This is a genomic window from Enterovirga sp., from assembly GCF_035325185.1.
Taxonomy (GTDB): domain Bacteria; phylum Pseudomonadota; class Alphaproteobacteria; order Rhizobiales; family Beijerinckiaceae; genus Enterovirga.
The window spans coordinates 1-17,383 of sequence record NZ_DAOLAJ010000075.1 but is presented as its reverse complement, the minus strand read 5'-3'; the positions used below and the strand labels follow the sequence as shown (position 1 = coordinate 17,383).

Here is a 17,383-nt window from a genome sequence, read left to right as displayed (position 1 = left end):
TTTCCGCCGTAGCCACCTTGGCCGCCATAGCCGCCGCGACCGCCATAGCCCCCGTGACCGCCATAGCCCCCATACGGCCGTGTGCGGTAGTAATAGTAGTGGGGACGGGGCGCATAATAGCCGCCCTTCGGCCGGCAATAGCCCCATCCGTCGCGGAAATAGCCGGGACCGCAGCCGCCTGAGACCTTGCCGACCAGACGGGGGGCGCCCGGCTCCGGCGCCAGAGGCATGGCCTGCGCGCCGAAGGCCGATCCGATCAGGAGGGCGGCCCCGCCGAGAACGGTCGGAACGGTTCGTTTCATGGGATTTCACTCCTCAAGCAGCCGGCTCAGTTTCACTCCGGATGCTGAACGAGGCAAGAGCGGATCGGACAGCCTGCGTTCAGCCTCCCCGAGGCTTGGAATGAGCCGGAACGGCGGGTTCGAAAATTTAGTGGGAATTATTCCCACGCCATAAATTCGGCGCGAAGCGACGTGATCAGGAGGCCGTCCAGGAGAAGGAGACCGGCATGGGGTTCACATTCGCATCCCGCATCGAGCGCTTGCGCGGCCATATGGAAGTCCCCGCGGCGGCGATTCTGTTCACGGGCTTCGCCCTGGCGCTCTTCGCCTGGCCCGGCTCCGGCCCCGCCAAGGCCCCCGCCGAGGCAGCCCCGCCGGCGATCCCGGCCGAGACTCGTCCCGAGATCCGCCGGATCGAGATCACGGCGGAAGCGCCGCCTCACACCGCGCCCGTGCCGACGCTTCCCCTTGCCCTGGCCGAATCTGCTCTTCCCCCGGCAGCTCAGGATCACGGCCGGAGTATCGCGAAAGGCGCCGATCCGAAACACGAGCCGACATTCGCGAAGAAGGCCGTTCCGGCCCATCGCCCGGTCGTCGCGCGCAGAGGCCCCGAGACAAGGCAGGCGGCTGGCCCGGGTCCGGTCAGGGTCGAGGCGCGGCTCGCCCCGGCACCCTCGACCGCCGGGATTCTCGACAGGACGCTGACCCTCGGATCGGCGGCGGTGGAGATCGCCGCCGGCGGTGCCGACTATGCCAAGTCGGCTGCCTCCCGGCTGGGACGCTCGGTGGCGAGCCTCATCGACGAGGGCATCTGAGGACTCTTCAGAACGGCTTCAGCACGACCAGAAGCACGATGCCGATCATGAGCGCGGTCGGCACCTCGTTGAGGACGCGCCAATAGCGGGAGGAATGGAGGTTTCTGTCCTGCGCGAAGGCGCGCACGCCCCGGACGAAAATCCCATGCACCGCCGAGAGGCCGAGGGCGAGCGCGAATTTGAGCCAGAGCCAGGGCGAGGCATAGAAGCCGCTCATCCAGGCGAGGATCGGCCCGAGGACCCAGACGACGACCATGGCCGGGTTGATGATCGCCTTGAGGAGGCGCCGCTCCATCACCTTCAGCATCTCGGAGCGGGCCGAGCCCACGGGCACTTCGGCATGGTAGACGAAGAGCCGCGGCAGATAGAGCATGCCGGCCATCCAGGCGATGACCGCCACGATGTGGAAGGCTTTCAGCCACTCGTAGAGCATGGTAGCCTTCTAAGCCGCGTCTCGGACCCTGGCCAGCATGCGCGCGACATGCGCGGGAGGCGTCTCCTTGGTGATGCCGTGGCCGAGATTGAAGATATGCGGATGGCCTTTCGCCGCGGCCAGCACGGCGTCGACCGCCCGGTCGAGGGCATCGCCGCCGAGCACCAGCGCAGCCGGATCGAGATTGCCCTGCGAAGCGAGGCCGGACGGCATCGCCACGCGGGCGGCGGCGAGATTGGTCCCCTGGTCGATGCCGAGGCAGGAGGCGCCGGTCGCGGCGTAGTCCCGCAGGCGGTCCGCCCGCCCGCGGGGGAAAACGATGACGGGAGCCCCAGGACGGCGCTCCCGCACGCCTGCGACGATGCGCGCGATCGGCGCGAGCGACAGCGGCTCGACGAGATCCTCGGGCAGGACGCCGCCATGGCTCTCGAATATCTGCACCGCATCGGCCCCGGCTTCGAGCTGGGCCGCGAGATATTCCACCGAGGACTGCACGAGGAGATCGACCAGGGCGGCCATGAAGGAAGGGTCAGAGCGGGCCGCCGCGAGGGCGGGACCCTGGTCGGGCGTGCCGCGTCCGGCCACCATATAGGCGGCGACCGTCCAGGGCGCGCCGCAGAAGCCGAGGAGCGTCGTTTCGGAGGGGAGCGCGGCACGGATGCGCCCGACCGCGTCGAGGACGGGCGCGAGCCGGTCCAGCGGCAGTTCGGGAGCGAGCCGGGCGAGATCCGCGCCGGTCGCGGTGGGCGTGAGGCGCGGGCCCTCGCCCGCGTCCAGCTCGAAATCCGCGCCCAGCGCATCGGGCACGACGAGGATGTCGGAGAAGAGGATCGCCGCATCGAAGCCGAAGCGGCGGATCGGCTGGAGCGTCACCTCGGTCGCGAGCGCCGGATCGTAGCAGAGCGCCTTGAAGGAGCCCGCCTGCGCCCGCGTCGCCAGATATTCGGGAAGGTAGCGGCCCGCCTGCCGCATCACCCAGGCGGGAGGCGGCCAGACGGTCTCGCCGCCGAGCACCCGCAAGACGCTCCTCTCCGTGTCCGGCAATGTCACCCGCCCTGCCCCCATCCATCTTTCAAGATTCTGTTTTTGAATCTCTTTTTCTGCTCTTGGGCCGTGGCCAGCGTGGGCGCAATCCCGTCCACAGGACATCCACATTCCGACGCCTGCCGGCGGGGGCGGGACGGTTAACGGATCGTTACCGGAAATCCGTGCCTTTACAATTCATTAACCAATGGCCGCCGCGCCGTCGCCGGGTCCCCCCGCCAGCTTGTCACCGATTCCGGTCCGCAGCCCTCCCGGAGGACGGCCTGTTGACGGAATCGGGCGCCCGCCCACAGGCCCGGTCCCTGGACCGGCCCGCAACCCTTCGTTATCCACATCCATCGACTCCCGATCCCCGGCGCCCCGGCCCGGAATCGGGGCGGGGAGGAAGCCTTGGGGCGCAGCTACTTCCACCTTCATCTCGTCTCGGATTCGACCGGGGAGACGCTGATCGCGGTCGCGCGCGCGGTCGCGGCGCAATATGAGGGCGTCTCGGCGATCGAGCACGTCTATCCGCTCGTGCGCTCGGCCCGCCAGCTCGACCGCGTGCTGTCGGAGATCGACGCCGCGCCCGGCATCGTCCTCTACACGCTCGTCGAGCGCGATCTCGCAGGCGCCCTCGAGGAGAAATGCCGGGAGCTGGGCTGCCCGCATCTCTCCGTGCTGGCTCCCGTCCACGCGCTTCTCGAATCCTATATCGGGACCGCCTCCACGGCGCGGCCCGGCGCGCAGCACATGCTGAACGCCGAATATTTCAAGCGCATCGACGCGATGAACTTCACGCTGATGCATGACGACGGCCAGTTGCCCGACAACCTGGACGACGCGGACGTGGTGCTGCTCGGCGTCAGCCGCACCTCGAAGACTCCGACCTCGATCTATCTCGCCAATCGCGGCTTGAAGACGGCCAATATCCCGCTCGTGCCGGGCCAGCCGCCGCCCTCCGCCCTGGACGAGGTGAAGCGGGCGCTGGTGGTCGGGCTCGTCGCCTCGCCCGAGCGGATCGTGCAGATCCGCCAGAACCGCCTGCTCTCCCTCAACGCCGATGACGACACGGCCTATGTGGACAGGAGCGCGGTGGCCGAGGAGGTCGCCCGCTCGCGCAAGCTCTTCGCGCGCCGGAACTGGCCCGTCATCGACGTCACCCGCCGCTCGATCGAGGAGACGGCGGCCGCGATCCTGGACCTGCACCGGGAGCATGCCATGAACTTCATCGCCGTCTGATGGACGGCCCCTGGCGGAGCGAGCGCCCGGTTCTTCTCGCCTCGACCAGCGCCACCCGCAGGCGCCTTCTCGCGGGGGCGGGCTTGCCCGTGGAACCGGAGGATCCGGGTGTCGACGAGCGCGCGCTCCAGGCGAGTCTCGGGCTGACGGAGCCGCGGGCGCTGGTGCGCGCCCTGGCCGAGGCGAAGGCGCTCTCGGTCTCCGCCCGCCACCCGGACCGCTTCGTGATCGGCGCCGACCAGGTCCTGGTCTGCGAGGGCGAGATCATGAACAGGCCCGAGGACGAGGCGGCGGCGCGCCGCCACCTCGCTTGGCTCCAGGGCCGCTCGCACAGCCTCCATGTCGGGGTCGCGATCGCGCGCTCCGGGCTGGTCGAGGAGGAATTCTGCGAGAGCGCCCGCCTGGCCATGCGCCCGCTCGACGAGCACGCCATCGCCCGCTACGTCGATCTCGTCGGGCCGGCGGCGACCCGGAGCGTCGGCGCCTACGAGATCGAGAGTCTCGGCATCCATCTCTTCCAGGAGATCGAGGGCGAGCACACGACGATTCTCGGCCTGCCGCTCCTGCCCCTGCTCGCCGCCCTGCGCCGCCTCGGAGTCCTCGAATTGTGACCGGCCACCCGCCGAAGGCTTTCGTGATCGGCCATCCGATCGCCCATTCCCGCTCGCCGCTGATCCACGGCCATTGGCTGCGCACCCTCGGCCTTGCGGGCAGCTACGAGCGCATCGACGTCCCGCCTGCCGCGCTCGCCGGCTTCCTGGCGGGATTTCCGGCGGGAGGCTTCGTCGGCGGCAACGTGACGGTGCCGCACAAGGAAGCCGTCTTCACTTATCTTGCGGAGAGCAGCCAGGACTTGACCCCGACCGCCCGGCGTCTTGGCGCCGTCAACACGCTGAGTCTTCTGCCGGACGGACGGTTGCGGGGCCACAACACGGATGGAGCCGGCTTCGCGGCCAGCATCGACGAGGCGGTCGGGCCGGGCTGGGAGGTGGGGCAGGCGCTCGTGGTGGGGGCGGGGGGCGCGGCCCGCGCCATCGTCGGCGCACTTCTCGACCGCGGCATTCCCCGCATCGTGGTGGCGAACCGGACCTTGGAGAAGGCGCAAGGCCTCCGCGTCTTCGCGCCGGACCGGATCGAGGCGGCGGGGATGGACGATCTGGCCGGCGCCCTTGCCGGAACGGGCCTCCTCGTCAACACCACGACGCTCGGCATGAAGGGACAGCCCGCCCTCGACATCGCCCTCGCGCCGCTTCCCGCCGATGCGATCGTGGCCGACATCGTCTATGTGCCGGCCGAGACGCCGCTGCTCGCGGCCGCGCGGTCCCGGGGCCTGCGCCGCGTCGGGGGGCTGGGGATGCTGCTGCATCAGGCCGTGCCCGGCTTCGAATCGTGGTTCGGCCGCAGGCCCGTCGTCGACGCCGCCCTGCGTGCGGTGGTGGAGGCCGATATCGGCGCGGCCCCGTGACCTTCGTCCTCGGCCTCACCGGCTCCATCGGCATGGGCAAGAGCGCGACGGCGCAGATGTTCAGGGATGCGGGCGTGCCCGTCTGGGATGCCGATGCCGCCGTCCATTCCCTCTATCGCGGCCGTGCCGTGCCGCTGGTCGAGGCGGCCTTTCCGGGCACCACGCGCGACGGCATCGTCGACCGGCCGCTCCTGCGCGAGCGGGTCCTGGACGATCCCGTGGCCCTGGAGATCCTGGAGGCGATCGTCCATCCTATTGTGCGGGAGGAGGAGCACGTCTTCCTGCGGAATGCCCTCGCGCGGGGCGACCGGCTGGTCCTGCTCGACATCCCGCTTCTCTTCGAGGCGGGGGAGAGGGGGCGGGTCGATGCGGTTGCCGTCGTCTCGGCGCCGTCTGCGATCCAGGAGGCGCGGGTCCTCGCCCGGCCGGGCATGACGCCGGAGATCTTCGCCGCCCTCCTCGCCAAGCAGATGCCGGACCGCGAGAAGCGCGCGCGCGCCCATTTCCTGGTGGATAGCGGACGCGGATTCGCTCGCGCCGCGCACGACGTTTCGGCTATCGTGCGGGCCCTGGCCGGGCGTCCGGGCCGCCGCCTCGCGGGGCGCGGGCGTCCTTAACTCCCGAGGCTTCCCGTGCTGCGCGAGATCGTCTTCGACACCGAGACGACGGGAATCGATCCCGCCGCGGGCGACAGGATCGTCGAGATCGGCGGGATCGAGCTTCTCAACCACATCCCGACCGGGCGGAATTTCCACGCCTATCTCAATCCCGAGCGGGACATGCCGGCGGAAGCCTTCGCGGTTCACGGCCTGTCGGGAGAGTTCCTGGCTGGCAAGCCGGTCTTTGCGGCGGTCGCGGACGAGTTCTACGCCTTCATCGGCGATGCGAAGCTCGTCGCGCACAATGCGATGTTCGATCTCGGCTTCGTCAATGCCGAATTCGCGCGGACCGGGCACGCGCTCGTCCGGCCGGACCGCATCATCGACACCCTCGCCTTGGCCCGGCGGAAGCATCCGGGCGCCTCGAACAGCCTCGATGCGCTCTGTGCTCGCTACGGCATCGACACTGCGCGCCGCGTCAAGCACGGGGCGCTGCTCGATTCGGAGCTTCTGGCCGAGGTCTATATCGAGCTGATCGGCGGGCGCCAGACGAGCCTCGGCCTCGCCGTCGCGCGCCGTCCTGCGCGGGAGGCTGGCGGGGGCGTATCCCAGGCGGCGCGGGCCGGGCGCATCGTGCGCTCCCGCCTCGCGCCGGGCGAGCGCGAGGCCCATGCGGCCTTCGTGGAGACGCTCGGAGAGAAGGCGATCTGGCGCCGGTATCTCGACGCCGGGCCTCGCTCGTAGGGGCGAGATCCGGCGCGCGCCTCAGTTGGTCGCCGGGGCCTGGGCTTCCGCCGCCTGCGCCTCGCGGGCCTTCTGCAGGTAGAGGACCCGGAAGTCGATCGGGTCGATATAGAGAGGCGGGAAGCCGCCGTTGCGCACCGCCTCGGCCACGATCTGGCGGGCGAAGGGGAAGAGCAGCCGCGGGCATTCGATCATCACCGCCGGGTGGATCTGGTCGGCCGGGATGTTCTGGAGGCGGAAGACGCCCGAATAGGTGAGGTCGAAGGCGAACAGCACCTCCTCGCCGACCTTGGCATTGCCCTCGAGCGCGAGATCGACCTCGAAGTCGGTCTCGGCCAGCTGCTTGGCGTTGACGTTGACCTGGATCGAGATCTGCGGTCCCTCGCTCTGCGGCTGAAGCGAGCGCGGGGCGTTCGGGTTCTCGAACGAGATGTCCTTGGCATATTGGGCGAGCGCGCTCAGCAGCGGGCCTTCGGCCGCCTGCTCGGGATATGCGCCATTGCCTGCCGGTGTGTCGGCCATGTGTCGGCTCCTGTCGGGAAAGGGCCGGTCCCGCGCCACAGGCTTGCATCGCGCCTGCGCCCACGTCGCGCCTGCGCCCACATGCCGCGCGACCCCTGGCCGGCGAGCGCTGGCGCTATCATGCTTTGGTCGGCCTCACAAGGTTGCGCCCGCCTTTGCTTGTGGCGCGGGCCTGTGGATGTTACGCCTGTCCGTCCCCATGTAAGCGCGGCACGTGAGGCGCCGTGGCGACAAGCGACCGGCGGTTTCGAGGACAAGTTCGCTCGATGTTTGCAGATCAGTTCGACGTCACCACGGTCGTTTTCCTGGCGCTCGCCGTCTTCGTGATCTGGCGTCTGCGCTCGGTGCTCGGCCAGAAGACCGGCCACGAGCAGCCTCCCGTGGACACGTTCGCCCGGCGCGAGCGCCCGCAGCCGCCGGCCGCGCCGGGGGACAACGTCGTGCGCCTGCCGACCGGCAATGCCGACCGGCCCGCCTCGGCGGCTCCGACCCCCGCTCCCGACCGCTGGGCCGGCATCGCCCCGCCCGATTCGCCCCTGGCCAAGGGTCTCGACGAGATCGTGCGCGCCGAGCCGACCTTCGATCCCAAGGTCTTCGCCGAGGGCGCGAAATCCGCCTACGAGATGATCGTGACGGCCTTCGCCCAGGGCGACGTGGCCACCCTGAAGACCCTCCTCGCCAAGGAGGTCCTCGAGGGGTTCGAGCGCGCCATCAAGGACCGGGAGACCCGCAAGGAGAAGGTGGAGACCACCTTCGTCTCGATCGACAAGGCCGAGATCGTCGGAGCCGAGGTCCGCAGCCGGCAGGGACAGGTGACGGTGCGCTTCGTCTCCAAGCTCATCACGGCGACGCGCGATGCCGCCGGGGCGGTGGTGGATGGAGATCCCGAGGCCATCGTGGACATGACCGACGTGTGGACCTTCGCCCGCACGCTCGGCGCGCGCGATCCCAACTGGCTGCTCGTCGCCACCGAATCGGGCCAATAGGGCCTCGCGGCGGATGATGGCCCGTGCGTCGCGCGGTGTCCGGCGCCGTCCTGGCGCTCCTCGGCTGGCTGGCCTGCGCCCCGGCCGCCGGGGCGGCTGAGAAGGCTCCTTCCTTCGCCGATCTCCCCGGCTGGGCCGGGGACGATCATGCCGCCGCCCTCGCGGCCTTCCTGCGGACCTGCCGGGGCGGACGGGCCCTCTGCGCGGCGGCCCGGGCGGCGCGGGACGCGGGAGGCGCCGCGCCGCGCCTCTTCTTCGAAAGCTGGTTTGAGCCCGCGCAGGAGCAGCAGGGCTTCCTGACCGGCTATTTCGAGCCCGAGGTGCCGGGCTCCCTGACGCCGGACGCGGCCCATCCGACGCCCCTTCTCACGCGCCCGGCCAGCCTCGCCGGCCTGCCCGACCGGGAGGCCATCGAGGCGGGCGCGCGCCGGGCGCCGGCCGGCCCCCCCGTCTATCTCGATCCCGTCGACGCCTTCATGGTCCATGTCCAGGGCTCGGCCCGCATCCGGCTGGGGGACGGGCGGGTGCTGCGCGTCGGCTTCGACGGCAAGAACGGCCATCCCTACACGGCGATCGGCAAGGTCCTCGCGGAGCGCGAGGGGCTGCCTCCCTCCGAGGTGACGGCGGACCGGCTCTGGGCCTGGCTCAAGGCGCATCCCGGCAAGGCCCCGGAGATCATGCGGGCCAACCACTCCTACATCTTCTTCAAGCGCGTGGGGACGGAAGCGGCCCTGGGCCCCGTGGGGGGCGCCGGGGTGCCGCTGACGGCCGGCCGCAGCCTTGCGGTGGACCGCCGCGCCCGGCCCTACGGGACGCTCGTCTGGCTCGAGGGCGAGCTGCCGCAGCCGGAAGGCGGGACGGCCCCGCTGCGCCGTCTCGCCGTCGCGCAGGATACGGGCACCGCGATCGTCGGGCCGGCGCGGGGGGATCTCTTCTTCGGCTCGGGCGAGCGCGCCGGGGCGACGGCGAGCCTCGTGCGCCATCCCGTCCGCTGGGTCGTGCTGCGGGAGAAGCCGCAGGCGAAGAGGGCGCGCCGATGAGCCGCCGGTCCCGCCGCATCCTGTCGCCCGAGGAGAGCTGGCTCTGGGCCGAAATCTCCCGCTCGATCGTGCCGCTGCCGGGGGGGCGGGCCCCGGCCCCCTTGCCGGAAGCCTCTGCGGCCGCCGGATCGCGGGCGAGGTCCGTCCCGGGGGGTCCAGCCCCGCCTCCCCCGCCCGCTCCGATCCGCGAGCCGTCCCTCCCTCCCCTCGCGCCGCTCGAGCGGCGGATGACGCGTGCCCTGGCGCGGGGCCGGGCCCGGGCGGAGGGAACGCTCGACCTGCACGGCCTCACCCAGGCCGAGGCTCACGAGCGGCTGCTCGGCTTCATCCGCCGCTCGCACGGAGCGGGCCTCGGGCTGGTCCTCGTCATCACCGGCCGGGGCGGAGGCGAGGGCCGGGGCGTGCTCCGGCGCATGGTGCCCCATTGGCTCGGCCTGCCCGGCCTGCGCCAGGTGGTGCTGGGCTTCCAGGAGGCGGGAACGAGGCAGGGCGGCGCCGGCGCCCTCTATGTCAGGCTGCGGCGCCGACGCGAGGCGTGATCCGCGGCTTGACCAGGCGGACGGCGCGGTGCCAGAGCGGGCGGCTTTCCCGAAATGATCCTTCAGAACAGAGGCGACATGCCCACCCTCGACATCCTCGCGCTCGGCAACGCCATCGTGGACATCCTGTCCCAGACGGACGAGGGCTTCCTGCGGGACCAGCGCCTCGCCAAGGGCACGATGGCGCTGATCGACGAGGCGCGGGCGGAAGCTCTCTACGGCCTCACCGGCCCGGCCACTGTGGTCTCGGGCGGCTCGGCGGCGAACACGGCGGTCGGGGCGGCGATGCTCGGCGCCCGGACCGGCTTCGTGGGCAAGGTCCGCGACGACGAGCTGGGCCGGCTCTTCGCCCACGACCTCAAGGCGGTGGGGGTCGCCTTCGACACGCCGGCCGCGGCCGAGGGGCCGGCGACCGCGCGCTCCTTCGTGCTCGTGACGCCGGACGGCGAGCGCACCATGAACACCTATCTCGGCGCCTGCACGGGCCTCTGCCCCTCCGACGTCGCCGAGGACGCGGCCGCCTCGGCATCGATCGTCTATGTCGAGGGCTATCTGTGGGATGCGCCGGCGGCCAAGGAGGCGATCCGCCGGGCCGTCGCGGCGGCGCACGGCGCCGGCAACAAGGTCGCGCTGACCTTGTCCGATCCCTTCTGCGTCGACCGCTACCGCGACGAGTTCCGCACGCTGCTGCGCGACGGCAGCCTCGACATCCTTTTCGCCAATGCCCACGAGCTGATCAGCCTCTATCAGGCGGCCAGCCTCGAGGAGGCGCTCGCGGGGCTCCGCGAGGAGAGGGCGCTCGGCGTCGTCACGCGCTCCGCCGAGGGGGCGCTCGTCGTCTCCCGCGAGGGCACGGAGGCCGTGCCCGCCTTCCCCGTCGAGCGCGTGGTCGACACGACCGGCGCGGGCGACCTCTTCGCCGCGGGCTTCCTGGCCGGCCTCGCCCGCGGCTTCGACGGGCGGAGCTGCGCCCGGCTCGGCGGCCTCGCCGCGGCCGAGGTCATCACGCATATCGGGGCGCGGCCCCAGCAGGATCTCATGGCCCTCGCCCGGCGGGAGGGCCTCGCGGGGTGAGAGCAAAAATCCCGCGCGGATAGTCGGCTGTTGTTCATCCGCGGCGTGCTGTAACCGCCGCCATGCGCGACGGCGCCCTTCGGCTTCCCTCCTTCCGGCGAAGCCGGGGCCTCGTCGGGCGACAACCCTTGGGTGCTCCCTTGAAGATCGCCGTCATCTCCCATCTCAAATACCCGATCCGCCAGCCCTATCTGGGCGGGCTCGAGAAGCACACGCATCTCATGACGCGCCTGCTCATCCAGCGGGGGCACGAGGTGACCCTGTTCGCGTCCGCCGGCTCCGATCCGGCCCTCGGTCCGGTCGCGGTCTGCCCGCCGACCGGGGAGGCGACCGGCGATCCCGTGGGGGATGCCGCGATCGACGCCGCCGAGGAGGCGGCCTATGCCGTGATCGTCGAGGCCATCGCGGGCGGCGACTTCGACGTGGTGCACAACAACTGCCTGCACAGCCTGCCCCTCTACCGGCGCGCCGAGATGGGCCTTCCCATGGTCACGGTGCTGCACACCCCGCCCTTCGAGCCGTTCGAGGACGGGGTCCGCGACGCGGCGGGCGACATGACCGTGCTGTCGGTCTCCCGGACCCTCGCGGCGGAATGGCGCGACATCGTGCCGGACCCGATCGTCGTCGGCAACGGCATCGAGCTGTCCAGCTTCCCCTTCAGCCCCACGCCCGGCCCGGACGGCCATGCCTTCTGGAGCGGCCGGATCGTGCCCGAGAAGGGCTTGCACCTCGCCATCGACGCGGCGCGGCGGGCAGGGGTGAAGCTCGAATTCGCCGGCCCCCGCAAGCCCGGCCGCTACTGGAGCGAGGAGATCGCCCCGCGCCTCGGCCCCGACACGATCGATCTCGGCCATCTCGCCCAGCCCGATCTCGCCCGCGCGATCGGCCGCGCCCGGGCCGTGCTCGTCACTCCGCGCTGGGAGGAGCCTTTCGGGCTCGTCGTCGCCGAGGCCATCGCCTGCGGAACCCCCGTCGCGGGCTTCCGCCGCGGCGCCCTCTCCGACATTCTCGGCCCCGAGGCGGGGCGCCTCGCCGTGCCCGACGACGTGGAGGATCTCGCCCGCGCGCTCCGCGAGGCGATGATGCTCGACCGGGCGGCCTGCCGCGCGCGGGCCGAGGCCACGGTGGATGCCGAGACGATGATCGATCGCTACGAGGCCGTCTATCGCTCGCTGGTCGGCGGAATCGGCCGGCGCCGCGAGGCGCCCCGCGAACTCGTTCTCGACGCCCTCGGCCAGTAGCCGGACGCACCCATGACCCGCCTCAGGTCCCCGGAGGGGGCCGTCGTCTGCGTGCCTGCGCGCAACGAGGCCGAGCGGCTGCCCGGCCTTCTCGAATCACTCGCCGCCCAGTCCGGCTTCGGGCCCCGGGCGAAGCTCGGCGTCGTCGTGGTGGCCAATGGCTGCACCGACGACACCGCGGCCGTCGCCCGGCAGGCCGGCTCGGCCGGCACGCTCGCCCTGCGCGTGATCGAGACGACCTTCCCGCCCGAATCCGCCCATGTCGGCACGGCGCGCCGGATGGCGCTCGATGCCGGCGCCGACTGGCTGGAAGCGGAGGGCATGCCGGCAGGCGCCCTCCTGACGACGGATGCCGATGCGCGCCTCGCCCCGCATTGGGTCGAGGCCAATCTCGCCGCCCTGCGCGAGGCGGAGGTGGTCGGCGGCGCGCTCGTCATCGACGAGGAGGGAGAGTCCGATCCCGAAACAAGCCGCCTTCATGCGCAGATCGCGGATTATTGGCGGGCGGTGCGGGGGATCGAGGATTGCCTCGATCCCCCGCCCCACGATCCGCCGCCGCGCCATGGCGACCATACGGGGGCGAGCCTCGCGCTCCGCGCCGACACCTATCGCGCCGTGGGCGGCCTTCCGGCCCTCCCGCTCGGCGAGGACAACGCCCTCGTCGCGCGGGTGGTGGAGGCGGGGGGACGGCTGCGGCACGATCCGGCCGTCTTCGTGCGGGTCTCGGACCGCGTGATCGGACGCGCGGCGGGCGGCATGGCCAAGGACATGGCGCGCCGCCGGGCCGTGGCGCGCGGCGAGGACGCCTATCGCCTGCCCACCCCCGCCTTCTGGCAGGCCCTGGTCGAGCGCCGCGCCGCCTTGCGCCGCGCCTGGCGGGCCGGTCCCGGCCCGGCCGCGGATCTGGCGCGCCGCCTCGGGCTCGACGAAGCCGCCCTCGGCACGCTCGACATCGCGGGCTGCCCCAACGACATCGCCTTCGTGGAGAGGGCGGGCCGCCTCCTGCCCCCCCTCCCCGCGACCCAGCCCGAGCTGCCGGTCGCCGAGGCGCTGGCGCTCTTTCCGCCGCTTCTCGAAAGCCTGCGGGACGCCGTCCGATGAGGCCGATCGGCTATTACGTGCATCATCAGGGCGCGGGCCATTGGGAGCGTGCCCGGCGGATCGCCGCGCTGCTGCCCCGGCCCTGCACGCTGATCGGCACTCTCGCGGGTTTCGAGACCGGGGGGGCGCCGGGCCCGGTCCTCGACCTGCCCGACGACCGCATGTCGGTTTCCTTCGACGGATGGGACGGCGGCGGCGACCGGCCGCAGGGCCTGCATTACGCCCCCCTCGGCCATCCCGGCATCCGCCACCGCATGGCGCGGATCGCGCGCTGGGCCGAGGAGGCCGATCCGGTCCTTCTCGTCGTCGACGTCTCGGTCGAGGTGACGATCCTCGCGCGGCTCCTGTCGGTGCCGACCCTCGTCTTCCGCCTGTCGGGATTGCGCGACGACCCCCCCCATCTCGAAGCCTACCGGGCAGCCGAGGAGGTGATCGCCTCGTTTCCCGAGGTGCTGGAAGACCCCGAGATGCCCGAATGGGTGCGGGCCAAGACCTTCTATGCCGGGCTTCTCGCCGAGCCGGCGCCAGCGGGCGGTCCGCGCGGGCGCGACGTGGTCGTGGTGCTCGGGCGCGGGGGTGTGGGAATCCGCCTCGCCGAACTCGCGGCGGCGGCGCGGGCGGTGCCCGGCCGGACCTGGCAGGTCCTCGGAACCGTGCCGGACGCGCAGGACGGCTCCTGCGCCCTGCCCCCGAATCTCGTCCTGCACGGCTGGGTCGAGGATGTGGCGGCGCGCCTTGCCGGAGCCGGGCTCGTGGTCGGGGCGGCGGGGGACGGCGTCGTGGCCGCGGCCGCCTCCGCCGGCGCGCCGTTCCTGTGCCTTCCCGAGCCGCGCGCGCACGAGGAGCAGGTCAGGAAGGCCGCGGCCCTGGCCCGCCTCGGCGCCGCCATCGTGCATGAGGGCTGGCCCGCGGCCTCCGACTGGCCGACTCTCGTGGAGCGGACCCTGGCGCTCGATCCCCGGCCGCTCTCGGCCCTTGCGGAGCCCCGCGCGATGGAGCGCCTCGCCGCCGAGATCGAGGCCGTCGCGAAGCGGATCGAGGCCCGCCCGCGGCCGGGCGTAGCATAGGCAGCATCTGCCCGCTTGACTTCCCCCCGCGATCGCGTCGGAACAGGGGGCCGGCCCGAGTGCCGGAGGGAGGAATTCGATGTCGTCTTCGGTGCATCGGCTGGCGGCCGAGTTGCGGGCCGGAAAAGCGATCTATGCCCATTGGTGCGGCATTCCGAGCCCGATGGTGGCCGCCCTGCTGGCGCGCGAGGAGGGCTATGGCTGCGTCGTGCTCGATCTCCAGCACAGCGCCATGGACTTCACGACCGCCCTCCAGGCGATCCCGCTCGTCGCGGCGGCGGGCGTGCCTTGCGTGGTCCGCATTCCCGTGGGCGAGTTCCAGACCGCCTCACGCTTCCTCGATGCGGGGGCCGCGGGCATCATCGCGCCGATGATCAACAGCGTCGCCGATGCCCGCCGCTTCGTCGAGTTCACGAAATTTCCCCCGCTGGGCGGGCGCAGCTGGGGCCCGTCCGGGGCGATGCCGCTCACCGGCCTGTCGGCGGCGGATTATTTCCGTACGGCCAACGATTTCTGCCTCGCTTTCGCGATGATCGAAACCCGCGAGGCGCTGGATGCGGTCGACGACATCCTGGCGGTGGAGGGAATCGACGGCATCTTCGTCGGGCCTGCCGACCTGTCGGTCGGCCTCTCGGGGGGCAGGGTGCTCGATCCGCTCTGCCGGGAGGTCGACGAGGCGCTCGACCACGCCGCCGCCCGGGCGAAGGCCGCGGGCAAGATCGCCGGCTCCTATACGGGGAGCGGCGAGCGCGCCGCCGACAACGTCCGCCGCGGCTACCGCTTCGTCGCCATCGGCACCGACGCCGCCTTCCTGAAGGCCGGTGCGGCGGCCATGCGCAAGGCGGCCGGCTGAGGCCCCGGATCGCCCCTTGTCATCCCCTTCCCGGAGGGGATGACAGCGGGAGCTTCGAACATCTCAACTGGAGATGCGGGTGCCGCTGATCGCGTCGACGATCGACTTGAACGCCTGCCCGAGCTGGCCTGCATTCTGGACGTCGAAATAGTTGGTGCTCGAGGAAGCGCACTTCCTCAACAGGTCCGCATTGCCGTCGACGAGCCGGATCGTGAAGACCTCGACGCCGAAATCCTTGGCGGCGGAGCAGGAGGCGAGCGTCTTGGTGTCGATCTGCGCGGTGGATTGGCTCTTCGCCCCGTTGACGTGGTTCATGGTGTTGTCCCCGTCGGTGAGGATGACCATGTATTTCTTCACCTCCGTGTTGGAGGCGGGCTGCGCTTCGGAGAAGGGATCGGTGGGGCTGAGGGTGGCGAGGCCCCAGATCGCGCCGAGCGCGATGTCGGTATAGCCCCGCGGCTGCATGCCCGACACGACGGCCTTCAGGGAGTTGTAGTTCGTCTCGTCATAGAGCGTGGTGAGCGGCCGGATCGTCTGGAGCGAGCCGGCCATGGAGGACGTGGTCTCCTGCGGCGCGGGGAAGAGCGAATCCGCGATGGCGGCGGAGGGGGCGGCGTCCGAGGTCGCATAGCTGTTGTAGCGGTCGAAGACGTAGCCGGTCCATTTCGTCTTGTCGGTCTTGGTCCGCGTCCAGTCGAACCAGGGCTTCGCGCGATAGGTCGCCGGATCGAGCCGCACCTCGGTGTCGAAGGGCACGATCGACACCTTCACGGTATCGGCCTCCTTCGCGGCGCCGCGCAGGTCGGAGAGCAGTTGGTTCGCGGATTCCTTGAGCGCGTCGATCTTGCGGCGCCCGCCGCCGATCGAATCTCCCATCGAGCCGGTATTGTCGAGGACCAGGGCCAGCTCGATCTTCTTCGCGGTCCAGACCGCCTGGGATTGCGCGCCGATCTGCGTCGAGGGAATGCCGAGAATCCCCATGAAGGTGCTCTCGGAGATCCCGTTGGCGGTCACGCTGATGATCTTGCCGCTGCGGCTGGCAGAGAAACCCTCCAGCGTGACGCCGGAGGCCGAGCGCGTGCTCATGGCGAAGCCGAAGGTCGATTCCAGCGAATCCTTGGCGATCTGGTCGATGGTGGCCTGCGAGGCGTTGAGGGGCAGCTTGACGATGCTGAGCGCGGCGAGGTCGATCGCAGCCTGCATCTTGCTCTGCGCCATCGAGGCGCGGGAATAATCGATCGCCGCCCCCACCAGGCCCAGGATGGGAATGAGCGTGAAGGCGAAAAGGATCGCCGTCGCCCCGTTCTGATCCGTTTTGAAACGCCCGCACAGTCCCATTTCGGCCTCCTTCGCCCGTCTGGTTCGCTCGCAGGGATGCGAGGGCGAGCCTCGTGCCAGAGGCGGAAGCGTCATCCGCCAATGGTTTCGGATGCGTTGCCCTCCTCATGCGTTGCTTCATAAAAGCTTACGCTTTAAGGCCCGGCCCTTGTCCTGACCCTCGGGGAACCATTGTGGCGAGCGACGGCCTGATCAGCCCGGAACTGGTGCGTCAGCACGGGCTGACCGCAGAGGAATACAAGCGCTTCACCGACCTGATCGGCCGCGAGCCGACGCTGGTGGAGCTGGGCATCGTCTCGGCGATGTGGAACGAGCACTGCTCCTACAAATCCTCGCGGCTGCACCTGAAGACGCTGCCGACCGCCGCTCCCTGGGTGATCCAGGGGCCGGGCGAGAATGCCGGCGTCATCGATATCGGGGACGGGCTGGCCTGCGTCTTCAAGATGGAATCGCACAACCATCCCTCCTTCATCGAGCCCTACCAGGGCGCGGCGACGGGGGTGGGCGGCATCCTGCGCGACGTCTTCACCATGGGCGCGCGGCCGATCGCGGCGCTGAACGCGCTCCGCTTCGGCTCCCCCGACCATCCGAGGACGCGCCACCTCGTGGCCGGCGTGGTCGCGGGGATCGGCGGCTACGGCAATTCCTTCGGCGTGCCGACGGTCGGCGGCGCGGTCGGCTTCCACACGCGCTATGACGGCAACATCCTCGTCAACGCCATGGCGGTCGGCCTCGCCCGGGCCGACAAGATCTTCTACGCCAAGGCGACGGGAATCGGGAATCCGATCGTCTATCTCGGCTCGAAGACCGGCCGCGACGGCATCCACGGCGCCACCATGGCCTCCGCTGCCTTCGACGACGAGAGCGAGGAGAAGCGCCCGACCGTGCAGGTCGGCGACCCCTTCGCGGAGAAGCTGCTGCTGGAAGCCTGCCTCGAGCTGATGGAATCGGGCTCGGTCATCGCCATCCAGGACATGGGCGCGGCCGGTCTGACCTGCTCGGCGGTCGAGATGGGCGCCA

At 71.0% G+C, this 17,383-nt stretch carries 20 protein-coding genes; 15 read left to right on the top strand and 5 right to left on the bottom strand.

From position 1 onward, the window contains the following. The coding region (locus PKD06_RS14035) for a hypothetical protein (RefSeq protein ID WP_324381085.1) at positions 1-302 on the bottom strand (302 nt) is incomplete at its 3' end. A gap of 206 nt (positions 303-508) precedes the next feature. Here PKD06_RS14035 and PKD06_RS14030 point away from each other — a divergent pair. After that, positions 509-1,096 (top strand): hypothetical protein, encoded by a 588-nt coding sequence (locus tag PKD06_RS14030; RefSeq protein WP_324381083.1) that lies wholly within the window; start codon positions 509-511, stop codon positions 1,094-1,096. Positions 1,097-1,103: 7 nt separating this feature from the next. Here the strand turns inward: PKD06_RS14030 and hemJ are convergent, their stop codons facing one another. Both hemJ and hemE read right to left on the bottom strand, forming a co-directional pair. Beyond that, positions 1,104-1,529 (bottom strand): protoporphyrinogen oxidase HemJ, encoded by a 426-nt coding sequence (gene hemJ / locus PKD06_RS14025; RefSeq protein ID WP_324381081.1) that lies wholly within the window; start codon positions 1,527-1,529, stop codon positions 1,104-1,106. Between the two features lie 9 nt (positions 1,530-1,538). Next, entirely contained in the window at positions 1,539-2,594 is a 1,056-nt protein-coding gene (gene hemE, locus PKD06_RS14020) for a uroporphyrinogen decarboxylase (protein ID WP_324381079.1), read from the bottom strand. Between the two features lie 369 nt (positions 2,595-2,963). Here hemE and PKD06_RS14015 point away from each other — a divergent pair, with 369 nt between their 5' ends. Genes PKD06_RS14015 through dnaQ form a run of 5 tightly spaced genes read left to right on the top strand, consistent with a single transcriptional unit; the run spans position 2,964 to position 6,602 of the window. Beyond that, positions 2,964-3,794 carry a pyruvate, water dikinase regulatory protein gene (locus tag PKD06_RS14015; protein WP_324381077.1) on the top strand — a complete coding sequence of 277 codons (831 nt, stop codon included), beginning with the start codon at positions 2,964-2,966 and terminating at the stop codon, positions 3,792-3,794. Continuing rightward, the gene (locus tag PKD06_RS14010; RefSeq protein WP_324381075.1) at positions 3,794-4,405 is read left to right on the top strand and encodes a nucleoside triphosphate pyrophosphatase; all 612 of its coding nucleotides are present in this window, start codon (positions 3,794-3,796) and stop codon (positions 4,403-4,405) included. The genes PKD06_RS14015 and PKD06_RS14010 overlap by 1 nt, the downstream gene beginning before the upstream one ends. Then, positions 4,402-5,259, top strand: a complete 858-nt coding sequence (locus tag PKD06_RS14005; protein WP_324381073.1) for a shikimate dehydrogenase — start codon at positions 4,402-4,404, stop codon at positions 5,257-5,259. Before PKD06_RS14010 ends, PKD06_RS14005 begins: the two co-directional genes overlap by 4 nt. Beyond that, the gene (gene coaE / locus PKD06_RS14000) at positions 5,256-5,876 is read left to right on the top strand and encodes a dephospho-CoA kinase (protein ID WP_324381071.1); all 621 of its coding nucleotides are present in this window, start codon (positions 5,256-5,258) and stop codon (positions 5,874-5,876) included. The genes PKD06_RS14005 and coaE overlap by 4 nt, the downstream gene beginning before the upstream one ends. A gap of 18 nt (positions 5,877-5,894) precedes the next feature. Next, positions 5,895-6,602: a DNA polymerase III subunit epsilon gene (gene dnaQ, locus PKD06_RS13995; RefSeq protein ID WP_324381089.1), complete on the top strand. Its 708-nt coding sequence runs from the start codon at positions 5,895-5,897 to the stop codon at positions 6,600-6,602. A 21-nt stretch (positions 6,603-6,623) separates the two neighbouring features. Here the strand turns inward: dnaQ and secB are convergent, their stop codons facing one another. Further along, positions 6,624-7,124 carry a protein-export chaperone SecB gene (gene secB, locus PKD06_RS13990; protein ID WP_324381068.1) on the bottom strand — a complete coding sequence of 167 codons (501 nt, stop codon included), beginning with the start codon at positions 7,122-7,124 and terminating at the stop codon, positions 6,624-6,626. A gap of 266 nt (positions 7,125-7,390) precedes the next feature. On the opposite strand from secB, the gene PKD06_RS13985 reads away from it, so the two are divergent. The 8 genes from PKD06_RS13985 (at position 7,391) to PKD06_RS13950 (ending at position 15,025) form a co-directional block, all read left to right on the top strand. After that, positions 7,391-8,110 (top strand): Tim44/TimA family putative adaptor protein, encoded by a 720-nt coding sequence (locus PKD06_RS13985; protein WP_324381066.1) that lies wholly within the window; start codon positions 7,391-7,393, stop codon positions 8,108-8,110. Positions 8,111-8,133: 23 nt separating this feature from the next. Then, positions 8,134-9,150 (top strand): MltA domain-containing protein, encoded by a 1,017-nt coding sequence (locus PKD06_RS13980; protein WP_324381064.1) that lies wholly within the window; start codon positions 8,134-8,136, stop codon positions 9,148-9,150. A 227-nt stretch (positions 9,151-9,377) separates the two neighbouring features. Beyond that, positions 9,378-9,689, top strand: coding sequence for a Smr/MutS family protein (locus PKD06_RS13975; RefSeq protein WP_324381062.1), 312 nt, complete (start codon positions 9,378-9,380; stop codon positions 9,687-9,689). A 78-nt stretch (positions 9,690-9,767) separates the two neighbouring features. Further along, on the top strand, positions 9,768-10,763 hold the full coding sequence (locus tag PKD06_RS13970) for an adenosine kinase (RefSeq protein ID WP_324381060.1): 996 nt from the start codon (positions 9,768-9,770) through the stop codon (positions 10,761-10,763). Positions 10,764-10,891: 128 nt separating this feature from the next. Next, positions 10,892-12,004: a glycosyltransferase gene (locus PKD06_RS13965; protein WP_324381058.1), complete on the top strand. Its 1,113-nt coding sequence runs from the start codon at positions 10,892-10,894 to the stop codon at positions 12,002-12,004. A 12-nt stretch (positions 12,005-12,016) separates the two neighbouring features. Further along, positions 12,017-13,105 carry a glycosyltransferase gene (locus PKD06_RS13960; RefSeq protein WP_324381056.1) on the top strand — a complete coding sequence of 363 codons (1,089 nt, stop codon included), beginning with the start codon at positions 12,017-12,019 and terminating at the stop codon, positions 13,103-13,105. Further along, a complete protein-coding gene (locus PKD06_RS13955) occupies positions 13,102-14,172 on the top strand; it encodes a glycosyltransferase (RefSeq protein WP_324381054.1) in 1,071 nt (356 codons plus the stop codon). Before PKD06_RS13960 ends, PKD06_RS13955 begins: the two co-directional genes overlap by 4 nt. Before the next feature lie 79 nt (positions 14,173-14,251). Next, positions 14,252-15,025, top strand: coding sequence for an aldolase/citrate lyase family protein (locus PKD06_RS13950; RefSeq protein WP_324381053.1), 774 nt, complete (start codon positions 14,252-14,254; stop codon positions 15,023-15,025). A gap of 63 nt (positions 15,026-15,088) precedes the next feature. Here the strand turns inward: PKD06_RS13950 and PKD06_RS13945 are convergent, their stop codons facing one another. Continuing rightward, on the bottom strand, positions 15,089-16,363 hold the full coding sequence (locus PKD06_RS13945) for a pilus assembly protein (protein ID WP_324381051.1): 1,275 nt from the start codon (positions 16,361-16,363) through the stop codon (positions 15,089-15,091). A 170-nt stretch (positions 16,364-16,533) separates the two neighbouring features. Between PKD06_RS13945 and PKD06_RS13940 the strand changes: the two genes are divergently transcribed. Further along, a partial coding sequence (locus PKD06_RS13940) for an AIR synthase related protein (RefSeq protein WP_324381087.1) occupies positions 16,534-17,383 on the top strand: 850 nt, incomplete at its 3' end.